Origin of the sequence: Streptococcus mitis B6, assembly GCF_000027165.1 — a bacterium.
In the GTDB taxonomy this organism is placed as follows: Bacteria; Bacillota; Bacilli; order Lactobacillales; family Streptococcaceae; genus Streptococcus; species Streptococcus mitis_AR.
Window position 1 is genome coordinate 406,696 of record NC_013853.1, and the last position, 15,382, is coordinate 422,077.

At 38.9% G+C, this 15,382-nt stretch carries 25 protein-coding genes and 1 tRNA gene; 23 read left to right on the top strand and 3 right to left on the bottom strand.

Annotated features, from left to right (window positions below):
• The first annotated feature begins 4 nt into the window (after positions 1 to 4).
• The 15 genes from SMI_RS02180 to SMI_RS02245 all read left to right on the top strand — a co-directional run bounded on the left by SMI_RS02180 (position 5) and on the right by SMI_RS02245 (position 7,685).
• Positions 5 to 487, top strand: coding sequence for a DUF669 domain-containing protein (locus tag SMI_RS02180; RefSeq protein WP_001173389.1), 483 nt, complete (start codon positions 5 to 7; stop codon positions 485 to 487).
• Between the two features lie 3 nt (positions 488 to 490).
• Positions 491 to 1,288 carry a bifunctional DNA primase/polymerase gene (locus tag SMI_RS02185; protein ID WP_000232980.1) on the top strand — a complete coding sequence of 266 codons (798 nt, stop codon included), beginning with the start codon at positions 491 to 493 and terminating at the stop codon, positions 1,286 to 1,288.
• A complete protein-coding gene (locus SMI_RS02190) occupies positions 1,224 to 2,828 on the top strand; it encodes a DNA primase family protein (RefSeq protein ID WP_012972454.1) in 1,605 nt (534 codons plus the stop codon). Before SMI_RS02185 ends, SMI_RS02190 begins: the two co-directional genes overlap by 65 nt.
• A gap of 252 nt (positions 2,829 to 3,080) precedes the next feature.
• Entirely contained in the window at positions 3,081 to 3,389 is a 309-nt protein-coding gene (locus SMI_RS02195; RefSeq protein WP_000834374.1) for a VRR-NUC domain-containing protein, read from the top strand.
• An 81-nt stretch (positions 3,390 to 3,470) separates the two neighbouring features.
• The gene (locus SMI_RS10545; protein ID WP_000580653.1) at positions 3,471 to 3,635 is read left to right on the top strand and encodes a hypothetical protein; all 165 of its coding nucleotides are present in this window, start codon (positions 3,471 to 3,473) and stop codon (positions 3,633 to 3,635) included.
• Complete coding sequence (locus SMI_RS02200) at positions 3,625 to 3,810, top strand: hypothetical protein (protein ID WP_001105093.1); 186 nt, start codon at positions 3,625 to 3,627, stop codon at positions 3,808 to 3,810. The genes SMI_RS10545 and SMI_RS02200 overlap by 11 nt, the downstream gene beginning before the upstream one ends.
• On the top strand, positions 3,807 to 4,319 hold the full coding sequence (locus SMI_RS02205; protein ID WP_001064589.1) for a DUF1642 domain-containing protein: 513 nt from the start codon (positions 3,807 to 3,809) through the stop codon (positions 4,317 to 4,319). Before SMI_RS02200 ends, SMI_RS02205 begins: the two co-directional genes overlap by 4 nt.
• A 2-nt stretch (positions 4,320 to 4,321) precedes the next feature.
• A complete protein-coding gene (locus SMI_RS02210) occupies positions 4,322 to 4,663 on the top strand; it encodes a hypothetical protein (RefSeq protein ID WP_000183521.1) in 342 nt (113 codons plus the stop codon).
• Positions 4,664 to 4,999 (top strand): hypothetical protein, encoded by a 336-nt coding sequence (locus tag SMI_RS02215; protein WP_000429371.1) that lies wholly within the window; start codon positions 4,664 to 4,666, stop codon positions 4,997 to 4,999.
• Positions 5,000 to 5,011: 12 nt separating this feature from the next.
• The gene (locus SMI_RS02220; protein WP_000367272.1) at positions 5,012 to 5,287 is read left to right on the top strand and encodes a hypothetical protein; all 276 of its coding nucleotides are present in this window, start codon (positions 5,012 to 5,014) and stop codon (positions 5,285 to 5,287) included.
• On the top strand, positions 5,284 to 5,544 hold the full coding sequence (locus SMI_RS02225) for a DUF1372 family protein (RefSeq protein ID WP_000819324.1): 261 nt from the start codon (positions 5,284 to 5,286) through the stop codon (positions 5,542 to 5,544). The genes SMI_RS02220 and SMI_RS02225 overlap by 4 nt, the downstream gene beginning before the upstream one ends.
• The gene (locus tag SMI_RS02230; protein ID WP_000670048.1) at positions 5,541 to 6,683 is read left to right on the top strand and encodes a DNA cytosine methyltransferase; all 1,143 of its coding nucleotides are present in this window, start codon (positions 5,541 to 5,543) and stop codon (positions 6,681 to 6,683) included. The genes SMI_RS02225 and SMI_RS02230 overlap by 4 nt, the downstream gene beginning before the upstream one ends.
• On the top strand, positions 6,680 to 7,168 hold the full coding sequence (locus tag SMI_RS02235) for a MazG-like family protein (RefSeq protein WP_001092015.1): 489 nt from the start codon (positions 6,680 to 6,682) through the stop codon (positions 7,166 to 7,168). The genes SMI_RS02230 and SMI_RS02235 overlap by 4 nt, the downstream gene beginning before the upstream one ends.
• A gap of 1 nt (position 7,169) precedes the next feature.
• Complete coding sequence (locus tag SMI_RS02240; RefSeq protein WP_000733001.1) at positions 7,170 to 7,448, top strand: hypothetical protein; 279 nt, start codon at positions 7,170 to 7,172, stop codon at positions 7,446 to 7,448.
• A gap of 12 nt (positions 7,449 to 7,460) precedes the next feature.
• Positions 7,461 to 7,685: a DUF3310 domain-containing protein gene (locus SMI_RS02245; RefSeq protein WP_000131521.1), complete on the top strand. Its 225-nt coding sequence runs from the start codon at positions 7,461 to 7,463 to the stop codon at positions 7,683 to 7,685.
• Between the two features lie 20 nt (positions 7,686 to 7,705).
• Here the strand turns inward: SMI_RS02245 and SMI_RS02250 are convergent, their stop codons facing one another.
• Positions 7,706 to 8,059, bottom strand: coding sequence for a type II toxin-antitoxin system PemK/MazF family toxin (locus tag SMI_RS02250; protein ID WP_000125656.1), 354 nt, complete (start codon positions 8,057 to 8,059; stop codon positions 7,706 to 7,708).
• Positions 8,043 to 8,258 carry a type II toxin-antitoxin system PemI/MazE family antitoxin gene (mazE, locus tag SMI_RS02255; protein ID WP_001098944.1) on the bottom strand — a complete coding sequence of 72 codons (216 nt, stop codon included), beginning with the start codon at positions 8,256 to 8,258 and terminating at the stop codon, positions 8,043 to 8,045. The genes SMI_RS02250 and mazE overlap by 17 nt, the downstream gene beginning before the upstream one ends.
• 130 nt (positions 8,259 to 8,388) lie before the next feature.
• On the opposite strand from mazE, the gene SMI_RS02260 reads away from it, so the two are divergent.
• The 8 genes from SMI_RS02260 to SMI_RS02295 all read left to right on the top strand — a co-directional run bounded on the left by SMI_RS02260 (position 8,389) and on the right by SMI_RS02295 (position 14,755).
• On the top strand, positions 8,389 to 8,835 hold the full coding sequence (locus SMI_RS02260; RefSeq protein WP_001237895.1) for an ArpU family phage packaging/lysis transcriptional regulator: 447 nt from the start codon (positions 8,389 to 8,391) through the stop codon (positions 8,833 to 8,835).
• A 245-nt stretch (positions 8,836 to 9,080) separates the two neighbouring features.
• Positions 9,081 to 9,159, top strand: a tRNA-OTHER gene (locus SMI_RS02265).
• A gap of 46 nt (positions 9,160 to 9,205) precedes the next feature.
• Positions 9,206 to 9,691: a terminase small subunit gene (locus tag SMI_RS02270; RefSeq protein WP_000266181.1), complete on the top strand. Its 486-nt coding sequence runs from the start codon at positions 9,206 to 9,208 to the stop codon at positions 9,689 to 9,691.
• Positions 9,681 to 10,937, top strand: coding sequence for a PBSX family phage terminase large subunit (locus tag SMI_RS02275; RefSeq protein WP_000830192.1), 1,257 nt, complete (start codon positions 9,681 to 9,683; stop codon positions 10,935 to 10,937). Before SMI_RS02270 ends, SMI_RS02275 begins: the two co-directional genes overlap by 11 nt.
• A 14-nt stretch (positions 10,938 to 10,951) precedes the next feature.
• Positions 10,952 to 12,376, top strand: coding sequence for a phage portal protein (locus SMI_RS02280; protein ID WP_164925508.1), 1,425 nt, complete (start codon positions 10,952 to 10,954; stop codon positions 12,374 to 12,376).
• Positions 12,345 to 14,105, top strand: coding sequence for a minor capsid protein (locus SMI_RS02285; protein WP_000206122.1), 1,761 nt, complete (start codon positions 12,345 to 12,347; stop codon positions 14,103 to 14,105). Before SMI_RS02280 ends, SMI_RS02285 begins: the two co-directional genes overlap by 32 nt.
• Positions 14,102 to 14,434: a hypothetical protein gene (locus SMI_RS02290; RefSeq protein ID WP_000853282.1), complete on the top strand. Its 333-nt coding sequence runs from the start codon at positions 14,102 to 14,104 to the stop codon at positions 14,432 to 14,434. The genes SMI_RS02285 and SMI_RS02290 overlap by 4 nt, the downstream gene beginning before the upstream one ends.
• 42 nt (positions 14,435 to 14,476) lie before the next feature.
• The gene (locus tag SMI_RS02295) at positions 14,477 to 14,755 is read left to right on the top strand and encodes a hypothetical protein (protein WP_000877351.1); all 279 of its coding nucleotides are present in this window, start codon (positions 14,477 to 14,479) and stop codon (positions 14,753 to 14,755) included.
• Positions 14,756 to 15,129: 374 nt separating this feature from the next.
• Here the strand turns inward: SMI_RS02295 and SMI_RS02300 are convergent, their stop codons facing one another.
• On the bottom strand, positions 15,130 to 15,336 hold the full coding sequence (locus SMI_RS02300) for a hypothetical protein (RefSeq protein ID WP_000747923.1): 207 nt from the start codon (positions 15,334 to 15,336) through the stop codon (positions 15,130 to 15,132).
• Positions 15,337 to 15,382: the final 46 nt, after the last annotated feature.

The window sequence follows — 15,382 nt, forward strand, 5'->3', positions numbered from 1 at the left end:
AAACATGGCACTTTTTTCAGTAAATTATGAAGCAGCAGAACAATTTTCATCTATCGAAGACGGAACATATGAAGTAGTTGTAGCTCAAGCAGAACAGTCAGCAAGTCAAAGTGGAACAGATTTCTTAGATATCCGTCTTAAAATTCGGGATGATTTCCAACAGAAATTCCGTAACAACCTAATCTTTGATAAGGTATGGATCAATAAACAGACTCTTCAATATCCAGAGTGGGCATTGCAACGATATTCTAAAGCGGTTAAAATCCCTGAAGGTGTTGAAGTAAATACAATTGAACAATTCTTAGGCCTTATCATTGGTAAAACGTTGAAAGTGACTGTAAAAAATGAACAGTCAGAATATAACGGTAAGACCTACGATAACTTGAATATCAAGAAAATGGAGCAATCGGAATTGCCACCTTATTCTGGTGCAGTATCGTCTGAACCAACACCAGCCAAAGCAGATGATTTAGATTTACCATTCTAATCTATGGTTGGGATGGTAGATTATGCCCTTCATTATCAGAAACTAGGTTACTCGGTCATCCCAATAGACAAAAAGAGCAAACGTGCAATCACAAAATTTAAAGATAAAACATTTAGTGAGAATGAAATCCGAAGATTTTGGCACGAACAACCCGATGCGAATATCGCATGGAGGACAACCGATTTCTTTGTCATTGATATTGACGTATCGGTGACTGAGAACGGTTATGAGTCTTTGAAAGAATGGGAATTGTCTCAGTATATCCCTAAGACTTTAACCGCTACTACACCAAGCGGTGGGAAGCACATTTTCCTTAAAAAACCAAAAGGTATAGAGTTAAGTCAAGATATACGAGTAAAACCAGGGATTGATATTAAGGCAAATAAAAACAATTATGTCTTGGTTGCACCTAGCAATAATGCCAAAGGAAGTTATAAGTGGGATAAGTCCACAGAACAGATGGCTGAAGCACCAGCTGAGATAATCTCAATCTTACAAACATCTAAACAACCCAAGGAACCTATGAGTTTTACGACTGATTATAGTCGAGGGGAATTCTCAAGCAAAACTGCTAAGCTATTTGAACAAGTCGTTTTCGGTTTGGGAGATAAAGGTGGTAGAAATAACGCCTTGGCAAGTTTCATAGGTGGATTGCTAATGCGTGGTGTGGATGTGGATGCAACTTATTTACTAGCAAAGATAGCAAATCACTATACTCCAGACAGTCTGCCAACGGATGAATTGGATAGGACGTTTGAAAGTATGGTTAGAAAGGAAATGGATAGAAGAGGTGGTTCTTGATTTAGAGAAATTAAAAAAAGAATATCGAAGCAACATTATCCAACATCCAGCTTATATTGAGAAAGCAAATGACTGGCGTGAGATTCGTCTAGCTTGTCGAGAATATCGTAAAAACTGGCTCGAAAACGTCAAATGGGAAGAGACCCAGTATGGTACGAAAGAAGAAAATAAAAAAGCGCCTACTCGTTTAACAGAATTAGCAGTGGCACAAGGTATGGAACAGATTTTATATATTGTGAATCTACCAAATGAACGGGTCGCAATCTATGATCCAGATAAAGGTTATTATCACAAAGACCCTAGTTTTGCTTACAAGGTTATTCGTTTGTTAGAGCCAAATTTTAGTGAAGCAAAATCCAAGAATGTTCTCTTCATGCTTGCTTCTACTCCACGGTTAAACCAACATGAGGGGTTCTCATGTGATTTTCCGATAGGGGAATACAAAGACCCTCGTAGGTTTATCCTAGTGAAGAACGGGATATACGATAAAAAAGAGAAATTACTACGACCATTCACACATGAGTTCGTCGCATTCTCGACCATCGGGACAGAATACGATCATTTTGCTAAATCGCCTGTAATTGACGGGTGGGATATTGATAGTTGGTTACTTGACCTTATGAGTGGAGATGAAGAACTGGTCGAACTAATCTGGCAGGTTATTTCAGCCAGTCTGAATGGGAATTACTCTTACAGGAAATCTATTTGGTTTGTCGGTGAGGGGAATGACGGTAAGGGTACTGTTCAGCAACTCATAACCAATCTGGTAGGTATGCGAAATGTGGCTAGCTTAAAACTTAATCAATTTTCAGAGCGATTTGCTCTATCGATGATTGAAGGTAAGACTGTTATCATCGGAGACGATGTGCAGGCTGGTATCTACGTAGATGAATCTTCAAATTTCAACTCTGTCGTGACTGGTGAGCCGGTCTTAGTCGAGGAAAAAAACAAACAACCTTATACAACCGTATTTAAAAAAACTGTCATTCAATCCACGAATGAATTACCACGTTTTAAAAATAAAACCAATGGTACATATAGACGGTTTGCGATTGTACCGTTTAAGAAATCATTTTCAAGCAAGGAAGATAACTGGGCGATTAAGGACGATTACATCTATCGCGAGGAAGTTCTTGAGTACGTTCTGAAGAAAGCCCTTGAGATTTCATTCGATCGCTTCATTGAACCGCAAGCCTCAATTGAGGCCTTGGAGGATTTCAAGGAATCCAACGATACGGTTAAGGCGTTCGTCAATGAATGGTTTGATAAATTTGAATCCACCCGTCTCCCTTCAAGGTTTTTGTGGTGGTTGTATCAGGAATGGTGCAGAGATGAAGGGGTCACAAAATTAACAAAACGTAAATTTGAAACACAATTAGCAAAAAATATCCCTGAGAATTGGGTGAAGAAAAAAATGAGACCTTCAGGGAAATTCATCCCTTCAGTAGATGTACCGAAACATTATATCGGATTCTCTTGGATGAATGATGAAAGTCAAATGACTACAACAGGGTATGAATTAGTTACCGTTTACCGTTAGGTTACCGTATGTTTTTATACTACGGTAACCTGATTTAAGCCTCATGTATCAAGGGTTTACCTTGTGTTGTTTACCGTGTTGCCTTTCTTTTCTATTGAAATAATAAAAAAATAAAATATAAAAATATATATAAAGAGAAAAGGTAATTGTAACGGTAACCTTTGGATAAAAAAATGGCGTAAACCCTTGATATAACTGAATTTTTGTTGTTTACCGTTCTAAAATCAATAACGGTAACTTTGGGAGGAAGGAATGAAGTCAGAACAAGAAGTGCAAAATGAAATTAGAGTCGCATTGACTCAAGCAGGATATACCGTTTTTCGAACGAATGTTGGAAAAGTAAGAACGGCTGACGGAAGATGGTTTGATACTGGATTGCCAAAAGGTCATGCTGATCTTTATGGTTTTAGACCGGACGGACAGATATTTTATGTTGAAGTAAAAAAAGAAAATGGTCGTGTGAGACCTGAACAGGAAAATTTTATTGAGACGGTTAGGAAACGAGGTGCAATAGCTGGTGTTGCTAGAAGCGCCCAGGAAGCGTTGGAGTTGGTCAAATGAATAAACTAAGAACAGATGTACAGTGTCCGTTTTGTGGAGAGTGTAGCATAAGATATTGCAGAGGATAGTGAGGTAAGAAATATGATTGGAGTAACCTATCAGGAAATTCATCTCTTTGTTGAATTTTTGAAAGAGCAGTATGGGGAAGGTCGTCCAGACTATATTGAAGCACTGAACGACTTAGACGGCTTGGCGAAAGCCTTCCACAGAGACGATATTGAAAGATTTTTAGAAGATGAATTATGATAAACAGGTAGTAATTGATGGAATAAAACGCACAATCGAGCAGACAGAGGCAAGGATAGTTGAACTATCTGAGCCGTGTGTCAAATCGCTTGCTTTTAGCAGGTCTGAGGAACGCGACTTGCTTAAAAAAGAAAGTGAAAAACTGGAAGAAGAAAATAAAGGAGTTGGAAGATGAATAATCAGGAATTGATAGAGCGGATAGAAGGTTTAAAAACAATTTTTGGCAACGAAGAAAAATATATTGAGATAGACGCGATAATAGAAATTGTTTCTAAACTAGACAAACCCGAAAAAGTCAAAGTACCGCAGTTTGTGGTGGATTTACTTGAATTTGCAAAGTTAAACTTTTGGGATTTAGAAGACATTTTCGAAGATATAAGAAATGGTCCAAAAGATTCTGAAATATCAAAATGGTTTTATCAAAAAAACAATATGAATATACTCGCCCGTGCATGGCTTGACGGCTACGAGGTCGAGAAAGAGAAGCGGTATTTGGTAAGGATTAAAGGAGTTGAAGAAGATAACGCATTCTTGAATTACTATGCACCAAGAAATGAATGGTTCATGGATAGCAGTTGTGATATGAAAGATATTCGTGCATTTCACACCCGCAAACAACTAGAAGACGCAGGCTTCGGCTGGGTATTCGATTGCCCGGGGATTGAGATTGAGGAGGTGGAGTGATTATGACAAATTTATGGGAAGAAACTATAGAGATTTTAAGTGAATATGGTAAAACATTTGATGATGTTTTATTTATCCAAGGTAATAATTTTGAAATCACAAAAGATAACTTTGAAACAGTAGCAAAGCATACAGACTATGGTAGTGGTTTTGGTGCACAAAGAGTAGCAAAAGACCTTGTACTAGTTGGTAAAGACTGGTGGATAGAACGCGGTGAGTATGATGGTTCGGAATGGTGGGATTTTAAAACAATACCACTAAAGAAAGATGAAATCAAGAATATTACAAGACTTGATGGGGGTATGTGGGACAGCCTTATGGAAATAAATGAGGAGGTTGAGTAAATGGAAAATTTAATGTTTTGGGGAATGTTTATAGCTTGTTTGTTGATTTCGGCTATGACATTTTACATTTTAAACCTACAAAGAATGGTCAATAACGACCTAAGAAGAAAATATAATGATTTACAACAGGAACTCAGTCGTGAATTTGGATGGGAAAATTATGATTGGGGCAATAATTTCAGCGAATACGCTCGCAAAGTTGAAGCACTTATCAAATTCAAAGACAATCTTGAACGACTTGAAATTATTAAGAAAGCATTAGATGTTCAAAAACTAGAAGAATTACAAAAACGTAAAGAATTAGTTGAACGTGAAATCAAAAAACTTGAAAAGTAAGGAGGTGGAGTGATGGATATGAAAGAACTAGAAAAAGCAGGAGAAATCAGGCAACAGATTAAAGAACTTGAAAAGTTTATCAATCACAAAAAAACGCCCCTTGAAGAAGCTTTAATATTGAGACAAGATCCGAAATTTAGGTTATCAATTAAAAATTGTACATTTTATTCTAATACAACGTTGTTTATTACATCTGAAGTTTTATCAGATGCGATTAAGGTTGCTTTGACGCGAACAATCGAGGATTTAAAAGAGCAGTTGATAGAGTTAGGAGTTGAAGTAGATTGAAACGATTCATAGCAATCTGGATTCTGCTATCTGCTGGACTAAACATCTGGCAGATGGACAGGATTCGAGATTTGGAAGAGAAGAAGCCGATGGTTATCTATAAGGCTGATAACGCAGGCGCTGAGATATTCGGTAAAGTCGTCGAGAAAGGACGACATGGAAAGTTATACACGCTTACGATTCGTGACTACGGTGTGTTTGTGGTTACGAAGGACGTGTATGACAAGGTGACGGTCGGGGATGAGGTATTGTTGTGAAATTCTTGGATTTATTCGCAGGAATTGGCGGATTTCGTTTAGGAATGGAGTCTGCCGGCCATAAATGTATTGGCTTTTGTGAGATTGACAAGTTTGCTAGAGAAAGCTATAAAGCGATACACAATACGAAGGGAGAAATTGAATTACATGACATCACAGCAGTATCAGATGAATCTATTCGAGGAATCGGAAGTGTGGACATTATCTGTGGCGGATTTCCGTGCCAAGCTTTCTCAATTGCAGGAAACAGACGAGGTTTTGAAGATACACGAGGAACTTTGTTCTTTGAAATTGCTAGGTTCGCATCTATTCTCAGACCTAAATATCTATTCCTTGAGAACGTCAGAGGACTGCTCAACCATGACGGAGGGGCTACATTTGAAACCATCATCCGAACCTTGGACGAATTGGGGTATGATGTGGAATGGCAAGTGCTTAATAGCAAGAATTTTGGAGTCCCCCAAAATCGGGAGCGTGTGTTCATTATCGGACATCTTAGAGGAACAAGTGGACGAAAAGTATTTCCTCTCAGCGGAGAAAATCAGTCAATTAGTAGCCAATCAGTCATGAAAATCGGGAATGTAAATCCATCTGGGAATGGAATGAATGGGGAAGTCTATCAAGCTGACGGTCTAGCTCCCACGCTTACAACAAACAAGGGAGAGGGACAAAAGATAGCTATAAAAAGCAATGCTATAAAACAATTTGGAGTACTGCAACCCAATTTTAATCAATGTGGAGTGGTTTACGAAACAGACGGCATCGCACCAACAATCCGAGCCTATCAAGGTGGAGGCCTTGAACCTAAAATCAGAGTCAAAGAAGCAACATCTAAAGGTTATGCAGAGGCAGAGGTTGGGGATAGTGTGAACTTATCACACCCAAACTCTAAAACAAGACGAGGACGAGTTGGGAAGCAAGTAGCCAATACTCTCTTAACTGGGGAAAGTCAAGGTGTGATTGAGCCTGATTTTAGAATTAGGAAACTAACACCTCGTGAGTGCTGGAGATTGCAAGGATTTCCAGACTGGGCTTTTGACAAAGCGCAAGAGGTCAACTCTAACAGTCAATTATATAAACAAGCAGGAAATAGCGTGACAGTCAATGTCATAGCAGCGATAGCAAAGGAGTTATCATGAACACAATAGAAAAAGTCAAACAATGGTTTATAGACCGTGATCTTGAAAACGGTGGACGGTTAGACAAACAATCTTTGAAACTCATTGAGGAATTTGGAGAACTATGCGCAGGTTATCTCAAGAAGAATGAGAAACTGACCAAGGATAGCATTGGAGATTGTGCAGTCGTGATTGTTGGCCTGGCCTTGCTGATTAAAGAGGATGTGCATAAGATTTTTGAGGGATTAAATCCCGCTGAAGAAGTAGATGTAATGAAATGTTTTAAAGGCTTAAATTTAAACATTTGTGCAATTCTATCGTATAGCGATAGAAGATACAATGGAATATTTCGTTATAATTTAGTATTCGCGGTTGAATATCTAAAATCAATCAGCAATATTCTCGGTTATGATTTTGAAGAATGTTTTGAACTGGCATACCAAGAAATCAAAGACCGCAAGGGTCGTTGGATTGATGGTACTTTCGTCAAAGAGGAGGATTTATAAAATGAAAAAACTAGGAATTATTATTGGGGCGGTATTTGTAATCGTTGTTTCGCCATTTGTAGTTCAGTATGGGTGGAATGAAATTATCACAACGATTGTTCCAGTCAGTAAAATTACAGTTTGGCAAGCATTAGGGATGGATGCACTACTATCTTTCATCTGGCCTGTATTATCTAGCAAAAAAGAATCTTATGAAGATTATTCATACGCTGTAAAAAGCAGTATTTCAAAAATCATTACATGTGCATTTTTGATTTGGTTAGCTAGTTTGTTCATCTAAGGAGGATTTGGCATGACAGACAACATAAATAAACCAAACCACTACATCGGGACTTATGGTCTAGAAGTGAAGGATGTTACGAGAAATTTCATCAAAGGCAAGTCAGAAATGGAAGCGCATCGCTGGTGCAGTGCGGTCGAGTATTTACTTCGATACAAAGAAAAGAATGGTATCGAAGACCTGAAGAAAGCACGTAAGAACCTTGACTGGTTGATTGAGGAGATGGAGCATGACTAAAAAAGCCCAATCCATAAGGACTAGGCTTCGAAGATGAAATTGTAGAGTTGGACAACCTTCTGAAAACTGGTTGTATCCATGGTTGTGATTTTTTGAGCCTTGCGCTCTCTAAAGTCAAAAGTATAGAGTTGGAGTGGATTGACAGAGCCATCTACCTTATTGGAACGCACAGGAACGAGCAGGCCTTGCTCTTCGAGTCTGCTTTGACCGTGTGTAATAGGGCATACAGCAACAAATCCCGTCCGCTCCGCATATTCTCTACGCGAGACGACAATAGCAGGACGGCGTTTCTGAATCTCACGTCCAACAGATGGGTCAAAGTCAATCCAGATGATGTCCTGTTTTTCTGGGATGTAATCATATTTCGCTGTCAAGGAATTTTACCCCCTCGAAGTCATCTTCCATGTGTAGGTCCGCGTCACCACTAAATGGGTCTGGAATTTTTGGAGCTAAGACAATGACATTATCTACACCCTTGTAGACAAACATCTCCTGCCCCTCTGGAACGTTGAGTGTTTTTGGGATGGTCACAGTGACAGAGTTCCCCACCTTACGAGTTTTAACAGTATTCATTTGTTTCTCCTTTATTTTGTATACATACAGTATACACCTAAAAAGGGAGTAAGGCAAGAAAAAAGCCAGCACAGGCTGACTCCTTTGTGATATATCCGATAAAAATATTATATCATAAAGGAGCTATGTTGTGAGGTTATTAAAAAAGGTTGACGTGCAATTCACCAAGAGAAATGTCTATGATGTTCTAGAGAGTTATCGCTCGTATGTCCGAATGGCAGGCGCTGAGTATTTGCCTAAGATCACAACGACCTACTCATTTGAACCAAAGACATTTACTGGTAAGAACACAGCTACTGAGAATATGGTTATCGACCATGTGGATGCAGAGGCAGAGGTTTTGGAGATTGAGAGAGCAGTCAACTGCATTATAGATCCATACGTTCGGCAGGTTATCGCAAAGAAGTACATGGATATGAAAATCCAATTATCAGACAAGGCTATCTATATGGACTTAGGCTATTCTGAAAGTGAGTTCTACCGCATGCTTAGCAGAGGTGCTTTGGAATTTGCGGAAGCCTATCGAAAAGGTAAGCTGATTGTCTTTCGTAAATTTTTGGGAGATATTTGCAAGTAAATTGCTAGGAAATGGCTTATTTTACATGGTAAAATAGTATTGTCAAGTGATAGGTCAATTGACGTCTCCTTTATACTTTATTATATTTTTACGAGGCTTCGGTCTCGTTTTGGCGGTGACAGGCAAGTGGTTTCTCTCCTATGTTTCCCTTGGTTCGATTCCGGGCATCGCCGTTAAAGACTACAAAAAAATAAATCAGAAATTTTATTTCTAATTAACACGCAAGGTTGTAGTCGCCTTGCAGTTGGAACGTAGCTCAGTTGGTGGAGCGATATGACTATAAAGGGTCTGAAACGTAGGCAGGTTCGAGTCCTGTCGTTCCAATTGCGATTTCAATTCGCAGAGAGAGGTCTTAAAAAGGTCACACATCGTGTGGCTTTTTATTTTGTCGAAAGGTGGTGATGAAAAATTGAATGAAAGACAAAGACGATTCGCAGATGAGTACATCATCAGCAGAAACGCAACACAATCCGCTATTAAGGTGGGTTACTCAGAGAAAACGGCATATAGCATAGGGCAAAGATTGTTGAAAAATGTTGAGATTTCTGAATACATTAAAAAACGTACTGAAGAACTTTTTGACGAACGTTCGATGTCAATCGCAGAAGCCTTGGCAATCTCTGCTAGTATTGCTAGAGGGGAAACTCAACAAAGGTATTCTAAAAAAACTGTAAAGACCGTTGAAGGTGTAGAGGTATCAGAAACGACTTATGAATTTACTCCGACAATTGAAGAAAGGCAACGCTCTCTAGATCATATATTCAAAGTGAATGGAGCATATTTAGAGAGAAAAGAAATCGAGATGTCTTCGGCTGTTCAATTCGTTGATGATATAGGAGTTAGCAATGAAGCGTAGAATGAGTGAGTTTATCCCAAAGGCTTTTTACTCTATGTGGCGTGCAGCGTTAGACCCTAAAATCTTACATGTGGTTGAAAAGGGTGGGCGTGGTTCTGGTAAGTCAAGCGACCTCGGACACACTATCATTCAACTGATTATGCGCTATCCAGTCAATGCCGTGTGTATTCGTAAGACGGATAATACCTTAGAACAATCGGTCTATGAGCAATTGAAATGGGCGATTAGTGAGCAAGGGGTTAGTCATTTATTTAAGATTAATAAGTCCCCTTTGAAGATAACCTATATCCCAAGAGGAAATTATATTATCTTCCGTGGTGCACAAGATCCAGAGCGTATTAAGTCCTTGAAAGACAGCCGTTTTCCATTCGCAATCGGCTGGATTGAAGAGCTTGCTGAGTTCAAAACTGAAGATGAAGTAAAGACAATCACCAACTCCCTTCTTCGTGGAGAATTGGATGATGGTCTTTTTTATAAATTCTTTTACTCTTACAATCCTCCAAAAAGAAAACAGTCTTGGGTGAATAAGAAGTATGAGAGTGTCATACAGCCTCCTAACACCCACGTACACCATTCGACTTACTTAGATAACCCATATATATCCCAAGCATTCATAGAAGAAGCAGAGGCTACGAGAGAGCGTTCAGAGAAGCGTTACCGTTGGGAGTATTTGGGTGAGGCTATCGGTTCGGGTGTAGCACCGTTTGAAAATCTGGTATTCCGCAAGATTACAGACGAGGAGATAGCAAGGTTTGATAACATTCGACAAGGTAACGACTTTGGTTACGCCAACGACCCTCTGGCCTTTGTAAGATGGCATTACGACAAGAAGAAACGAGTTATCTACGCTATCGATGAGATTTATGGCGTGAAGATTAGCAACCGTGAATTGGCTGAAAGAATCCGTGAGAAAGGCTATCAATCTCAGATGATAACCTGTGATAGCGCAGAACCTAAGTCGATTGATGAATTAAAACTGCAGCTGAATATTCCGCTTGTTCAAGGTGCTAAGAAAGGTCCTGATAGTCGTGAGTATGGAGAGCGCTGGTTGGATGATTTGGATGCGATTGTGATAGATCCAGAACGCACGCCGAATATCGCAAGAGAGTTCGAAAGTGCCGACTATGCAGTTGACCGTGATGGAAATCCCAAACCCAAGCTAGAAGAAGTAAATGACCACACAATCGACGCTACTAGATATGCGTTTGAAGACGATATGAGACAGCCAGGAATATCATTCTGGTAGAAGAAGGAGAAATGTTGAGTAATTGGTTTAAATGGTTAATTAAGCGGTTGTTGATTAAGAATACAACCCAAAATGAAATACTAGAGATTGAGATAAAAGAACACCAGAATTCTGAGAAAGTAAGCACAATGAAAGAAGCTTACAACTATTATCGAAATCGCACGGATATTCGAAATAAGAAGGTAGATGTGGATTGGCGGACGAACTCAAGGATTGAATTAGGTTTGTTTAAGAAGTTGGTAGACCAGAAGGTCGGGTATTTATTTTCTAAACAACCGACAATCTCGCTTGAAGGAGAAAAATCACAAGACTTTTTAGACAGCGTGTTTGACGAGGACCTTTTATCTACGATTAAGTCACTCGGTAAGGAAGCAGTGATGAAAGGGATAGCTTATGGCTTGCCTTATTACGACGAGAATGGCCGTCTACGCTTGTTTAAAATCCCAAGTGAACAGATTATCCCTTTTTGGAAAGACGAGCGTCATTTGGAATTATCTGCCTTTGTACGTGTCTACAAACAGGCAGTTTATGAAAGCGGAATGAAGAAGACTAAAACCTTTGTAGAATACTACGATGAACAAGGAATTACAGATTATATCTGGACAGGTTCACGCCTTGAACTTAATCCACTGTCTAAGGAGACAAAGGGGAATTTTTATTATGTTAACGCAGACGGTACACGAATCCCTTATACTTGGGAGAAAGTCCCTCTGATTCCATTCCGCTACAACGAGTATGAGGACGGTCTTTTAGTCCAAACCAAGTCTTTGATTGATAATATTCAACTTCAAATGTCTACTAACGCAGATATGTTGGCAGATATGCCGAAGCTGATTTATGTTTTGAAAAACTATCAAGGCGCAGACTTGGGCGAGTTCATGAATAATCTGAATAAGTTCCGCTCTATCAAAGTTTCTAGTGATGGTGGTGTAGATACCCTGCAAGCAGACAATGATACCAGTGGAGTTGAAGCAGATATCGAACGCTCTCGTAAGTTCTTGTATGAGGCTGCTCGAGCCATTGATACCCAAGATGATAATCTAGGCAATGCAAGTGGCCAAGCTCTTAAATGGCGCTATACAGACCTTGATTTGGACTGTAATGAGCTAGAAAACGAGTTTCAAAAAGGTATCAAGCAATTTCTTTGGTTCGTAGAACAGTATGCAGCTAATAAAGGAGTAGCGTTTGATCCATCTAAATTTACTTATGTATTTAACCGTGACATCATTTCAAATGAGTCTGAAGCCATTCAAGATTGTGTGAACTCAATCGGTATCTTAGACGACCTAAGCATTCGTGAACAACATCCATGGTATCAACCAGAGGTTGAGAAACGATTGAAAGAACAACAGGAACAAGGACAAGAACCATACTCTCAGACCAATTTCAAAAAGGTAGATGAAGATCATGACGACCGAGAACAAGAAAAAGATAGATGAGTATTGGACTGAGCGTGCTTTACAACAGGAACAAAACGCTCAGATAGTTGCTGATAGGTATATGGCCCAGATTGGCCAATCTTTAGCAGACTATAAACACCAGCTAGTTTCTGAGATTGAGAAGTTCTATGCTAGATATGCTGTTGACAACAAAATGACCCATGCAGAGGCTAAGCAATATCTGACGGATAAAGAGCGTAGAGAGTTTAAGCATGTAACCCTTGAAAGGTTCCGTGAGATGGCCTTGAATCCTGACACACCGACACCTTTGTTGGACGCATTGAGCTACCGCCATCGTATCAGTCGCAAGGAGGCTTTGCTTGCCGAAATTGAGCGTCTGACGGCTGAGCTATACGGAAAGCCAGAGGGCATACATGACAGGGTCACAGAGGCTCTGAGTGACGTCTACATCAAGGGTAAAATCCATCAAGCTAAGAACTTGGCTCATTTTGGAATCATAGAGAAACCAATATTAAATGTCGATGCAGTTAAGCATAAGATGGCTAGTAATTGGAGTGGTAAAACATTCTCAACAAATGTGTGGGGACATGATGCAGCTGTTTATAAATCTATCAGTGATGTCTTGAACAAAGGACTAACAGGTGGCTGGTCTATTGATAGAATGGCTAGAGCTCTTTCTGAACGTACAGGGGTCGCCTATCATCGAGCTGATACGCTTGTCAGGACTGAGACGACCTTTTATAATAACCTCGCTACGCTAGATACTATCAAGGAATTAGGTGGCGACCACTACGAAATCGTAGCGGTATTAGACAGTCGTACAAGTGAGATTTGCAGGCGAGAAAATCACGAGGTTTATTCTGTTAAGGAATATGAACCAGGTCGAACCGCACCGCCATTCCATGTCCGTTGCCGTTCTACTATCAGGCCTGCAGTTAAGTCTGATAAGAAAGGCAAGACTGATAAGACTGATAAGACTGAGAGGACCGAAGAAGCAGAACAGATTAGTCCATATCTCGATATATTACTAAATAACGCCCCTGTGAAAATGGCAAAAGAGAAACGTTCTCTGGACGAAATCTTTGCAGGATGGGAGCGTGAAGGGGAAGCTGTCCTTAGAGGTGTTAAGGCTTCTGAGGTTGTGTCCGACCTAGAACCGAATGAAATAGACGACTTCTTCAGAAAGCAAAAATCTTATCAAAAGTGGTTGAAAAATCTATCTAGTTATGAAGTGGACTCTATCCATGAATATACAACAGCGATGTACGAGGATTACAATCATGTATTGAGAGAAGGAAAACAAGGATTTCTAGATAAAATCACAGGTGGAAGCTCACAAAAATTAAGCGATGAGACTAAAAAGTGGTATAATGATATTGAGAAGAAATCTGAGCATATTATTTCAGCTATTTCAACATATAAAGCAGAAAAAACTTTTAAAACTTATCGATTATTCAATCAATTAGAAGACGATTTTTTAGTAAATGCTGTCGGTAAAACACTAGTGATTGATAAAGGATTTATGAGTACTAGTCTTGATAAGGCAGTTATAGAGGAGTTTGGAGGCGGAGATGTTGAAATTCAATTAAATATACTCATAAAGAAAGGTCAATCTGTTGGTGCGTATATCGGTGAATTGAGTAATTACGCCAACGAAAAAGAGTTCATAATTAAACCAAATACAAGGTTTAAGATTCTCTCTGAAACGGTGCAAGAGATGGCTTTTGACACTAAACGAAGAATTATTGAAGTGGAGGTAGTGGATTGAAAACAAAATATTTAGAACATATCTTGTTTGAGCCATTGAAAAAAGCGACAGATGAACAGGTTGCTTTTTTAGGGAACGCAATTTTCTTTAGTCAAGCATTCTTAGAAAAAAACCATCCGCAAATATTGGAGGAATTTTCTAAAGATTATCCACCAGTTTTTACAAGTGAGCGCTCTAAAAGATGGATTCATCGTTTTAGGAGTGATTTCTATAATTCTAGTAGGTCAAACAACGATACTCCACTTGATGAATTTATCGTCAGAGCAAAGAGAAAGATGCCTGACTATGCACGTAAAGAATATGAAGAATATCTATCAACAAGCACCTAGAGAAATCTAAGTGCTTTTCTTATGCTTAGAAAGGAGCGAGAAATGAAATACCGTAAAAAACCAGTGATCATTGAGGCAGTTCAACTTAATGAACGTTGTTTGATTGAAGAAGATTGGTTCTGGGACGCAGTGACAAGAAACGAGATTATCATTCACGATAGTGGCAAGTGGAATAAAAATCCAGCATGGTGTGAGATTAAAACACTTGAGGGTGTCATGGTCGCAAAAACAGGCGATTATATCATCAAAGGCGTGCAAGGTGAATTTTATCCATGCAAACCTGACATCTTTAAAGAAACATACGAAAAAGTAGAGGAGTAAAGACATGTTTATTTGGGATTGGGTATCAATTTTATTAGGTTGGATTATATTTTTTGCGTTAATTTTGTTCGCAATAATTAAATTATTTGAAGTGATTTCAACAGTCATTTCAACTCTAAAGGTCGGAATTGAATACAGAAAGAAACTGAAACAATTGAAAAATAAATAACCTAACCGCATCGAAATCGAGGCGGTTTTCTTATGCTCTAACCGTATGGAATCCCGTACGGTTAAATTTATATGTTGGAGGTATTACCTTGAGGATGTATACAAAAATAGCACTAACAATTGCTGTAACCGTCATTACAACAAAGCTAGTGCTACACATAGAAGAACAGCGAAAAATCAGAGACTTACATAATTCAATTAATGAACTAATCGATAGTAAGAACTTCTGACAATACGCTATATATTAGACGTTTGGAAACTTCAATTGGATAACCTAGCTGGAGATAAGTAAATTCATCGGATTTTGACTTATCAGGATTATCAATATAATTTTCTTTTATTTCTTTAGCCATTTGATTGAAGATTTCTTGGCTTTTGTTAGAAATTAAAGTTTCCAATTCAGATTTTTTCATAATCTCACCTCCTTTTGTCTATTATACAACTAGGAAAGATTATAAA

Bases quoted from the DNA above. Each gene is read 5' to 3' on its own strand.
- SMI_RS02180 (WP_001173389.1), top strand. From the start codon at position 5: ATGGCACTTTTTTCAGTAAATTATGAAGCAGCAGAACAATTTTCATCT.
- SMI_RS02185 (WP_000232980.1), top strand. From the start codon at position 491: ATGGTTGGGATGGTAGATTATGCCCTTCATTATCAGAAACTAGGTTAC.
- SMI_RS02190 (WP_012972454.1), top strand. From the start codon at position 1,224: ATGAATTGGATAGGACGTTTGAAAGTATGGTTAGAAAGGAAATGGATA.
- SMI_RS02195 (WP_000834374.1), top strand. From the start codon at position 3,081: ATGAAGTCAGAACAAGAAGTGCAAAATGAAATTAGAGTCGCATTGACT.
- SMI_RS10545 (WP_000580653.1), top strand. From the start codon at position 3,471: ATGATTGGAGTAACCTATCAGGAAATTCATCTCTTTGTTGAATTTTTG.
- SMI_RS02200 (WP_001105093.1), top strand. From the start codon at position 3,625: ATGAATTATGATAAACAGGTAGTAATTGATGGAATAAAACGCACAATC.
- SMI_RS02205 (WP_001064589.1), top strand. From the start codon at position 3,807: ATGAATAATCAGGAATTGATAGAGCGGATAGAAGGTTTAAAAACAATT.
- SMI_RS02210 (WP_000183521.1), top strand. From the start codon at position 4,322: ATGACAAATTTATGGGAAGAAACTATAGAGATTTTAAGTGAATATGGT.
- SMI_RS02215 (WP_000429371.1), top strand. From the start codon at position 4,664: ATGGAAAATTTAATGTTTTGGGGAATGTTTATAGCTTGTTTGTTGATT.
- SMI_RS02220 (WP_000367272.1), top strand. From the start codon at position 5,012: ATGGATATGAAAGAACTAGAAAAAGCAGGAGAAATCAGGCAACAGATT.
- SMI_RS02235 (WP_001092015.1), top strand. From the start codon at position 6,680: ATGAACACAATAGAAAAAGTCAAACAATGGTTTATAGACCGTGATCTT.
- SMI_RS02240 (WP_000733001.1), top strand. From the start codon at position 7,170: ATGAAAAAACTAGGAATTATTATTGGGGCGGTATTTGTAATCGTTGTT.
- SMI_RS02245 (WP_000131521.1), top strand. From the start codon at position 7,461: ATGACAGACAACATAAATAAACCAAACCACTACATCGGGACTTATGGT.
- mazE (WP_001098944.1), bottom strand. From the start codon at position 8,258: ATGAATACTGTTAAAACTCGTAAGGTGGGGAACTCTGTCACTGTGACC.
- SMI_RS02275 (WP_000830192.1), top strand. From the start codon at position 9,681: ATGAAGCGTAGAATGAGTGAGTTTATCCCAAAGGCTTTTTACTCTATG.
- SMI_RS02285 (WP_000206122.1), top strand. From the start codon at position 12,345: ATGACGACCGAGAACAAGAAAAAGATAGATGAGTATTGGACTGAGCGT.
- SMI_RS02295 (WP_000877351.1), top strand. From the start codon at position 14,477: ATGAAATACCGTAAAAAACCAGTGATCATTGAGGCAGTTCAACTTAAT.
- SMI_RS02300 (WP_000747923.1), bottom strand. From the start codon at position 15,336: ATGAAAAAATCTGAATTGGAAACTTTAATTTCTAACAAAAGCCAAGAA.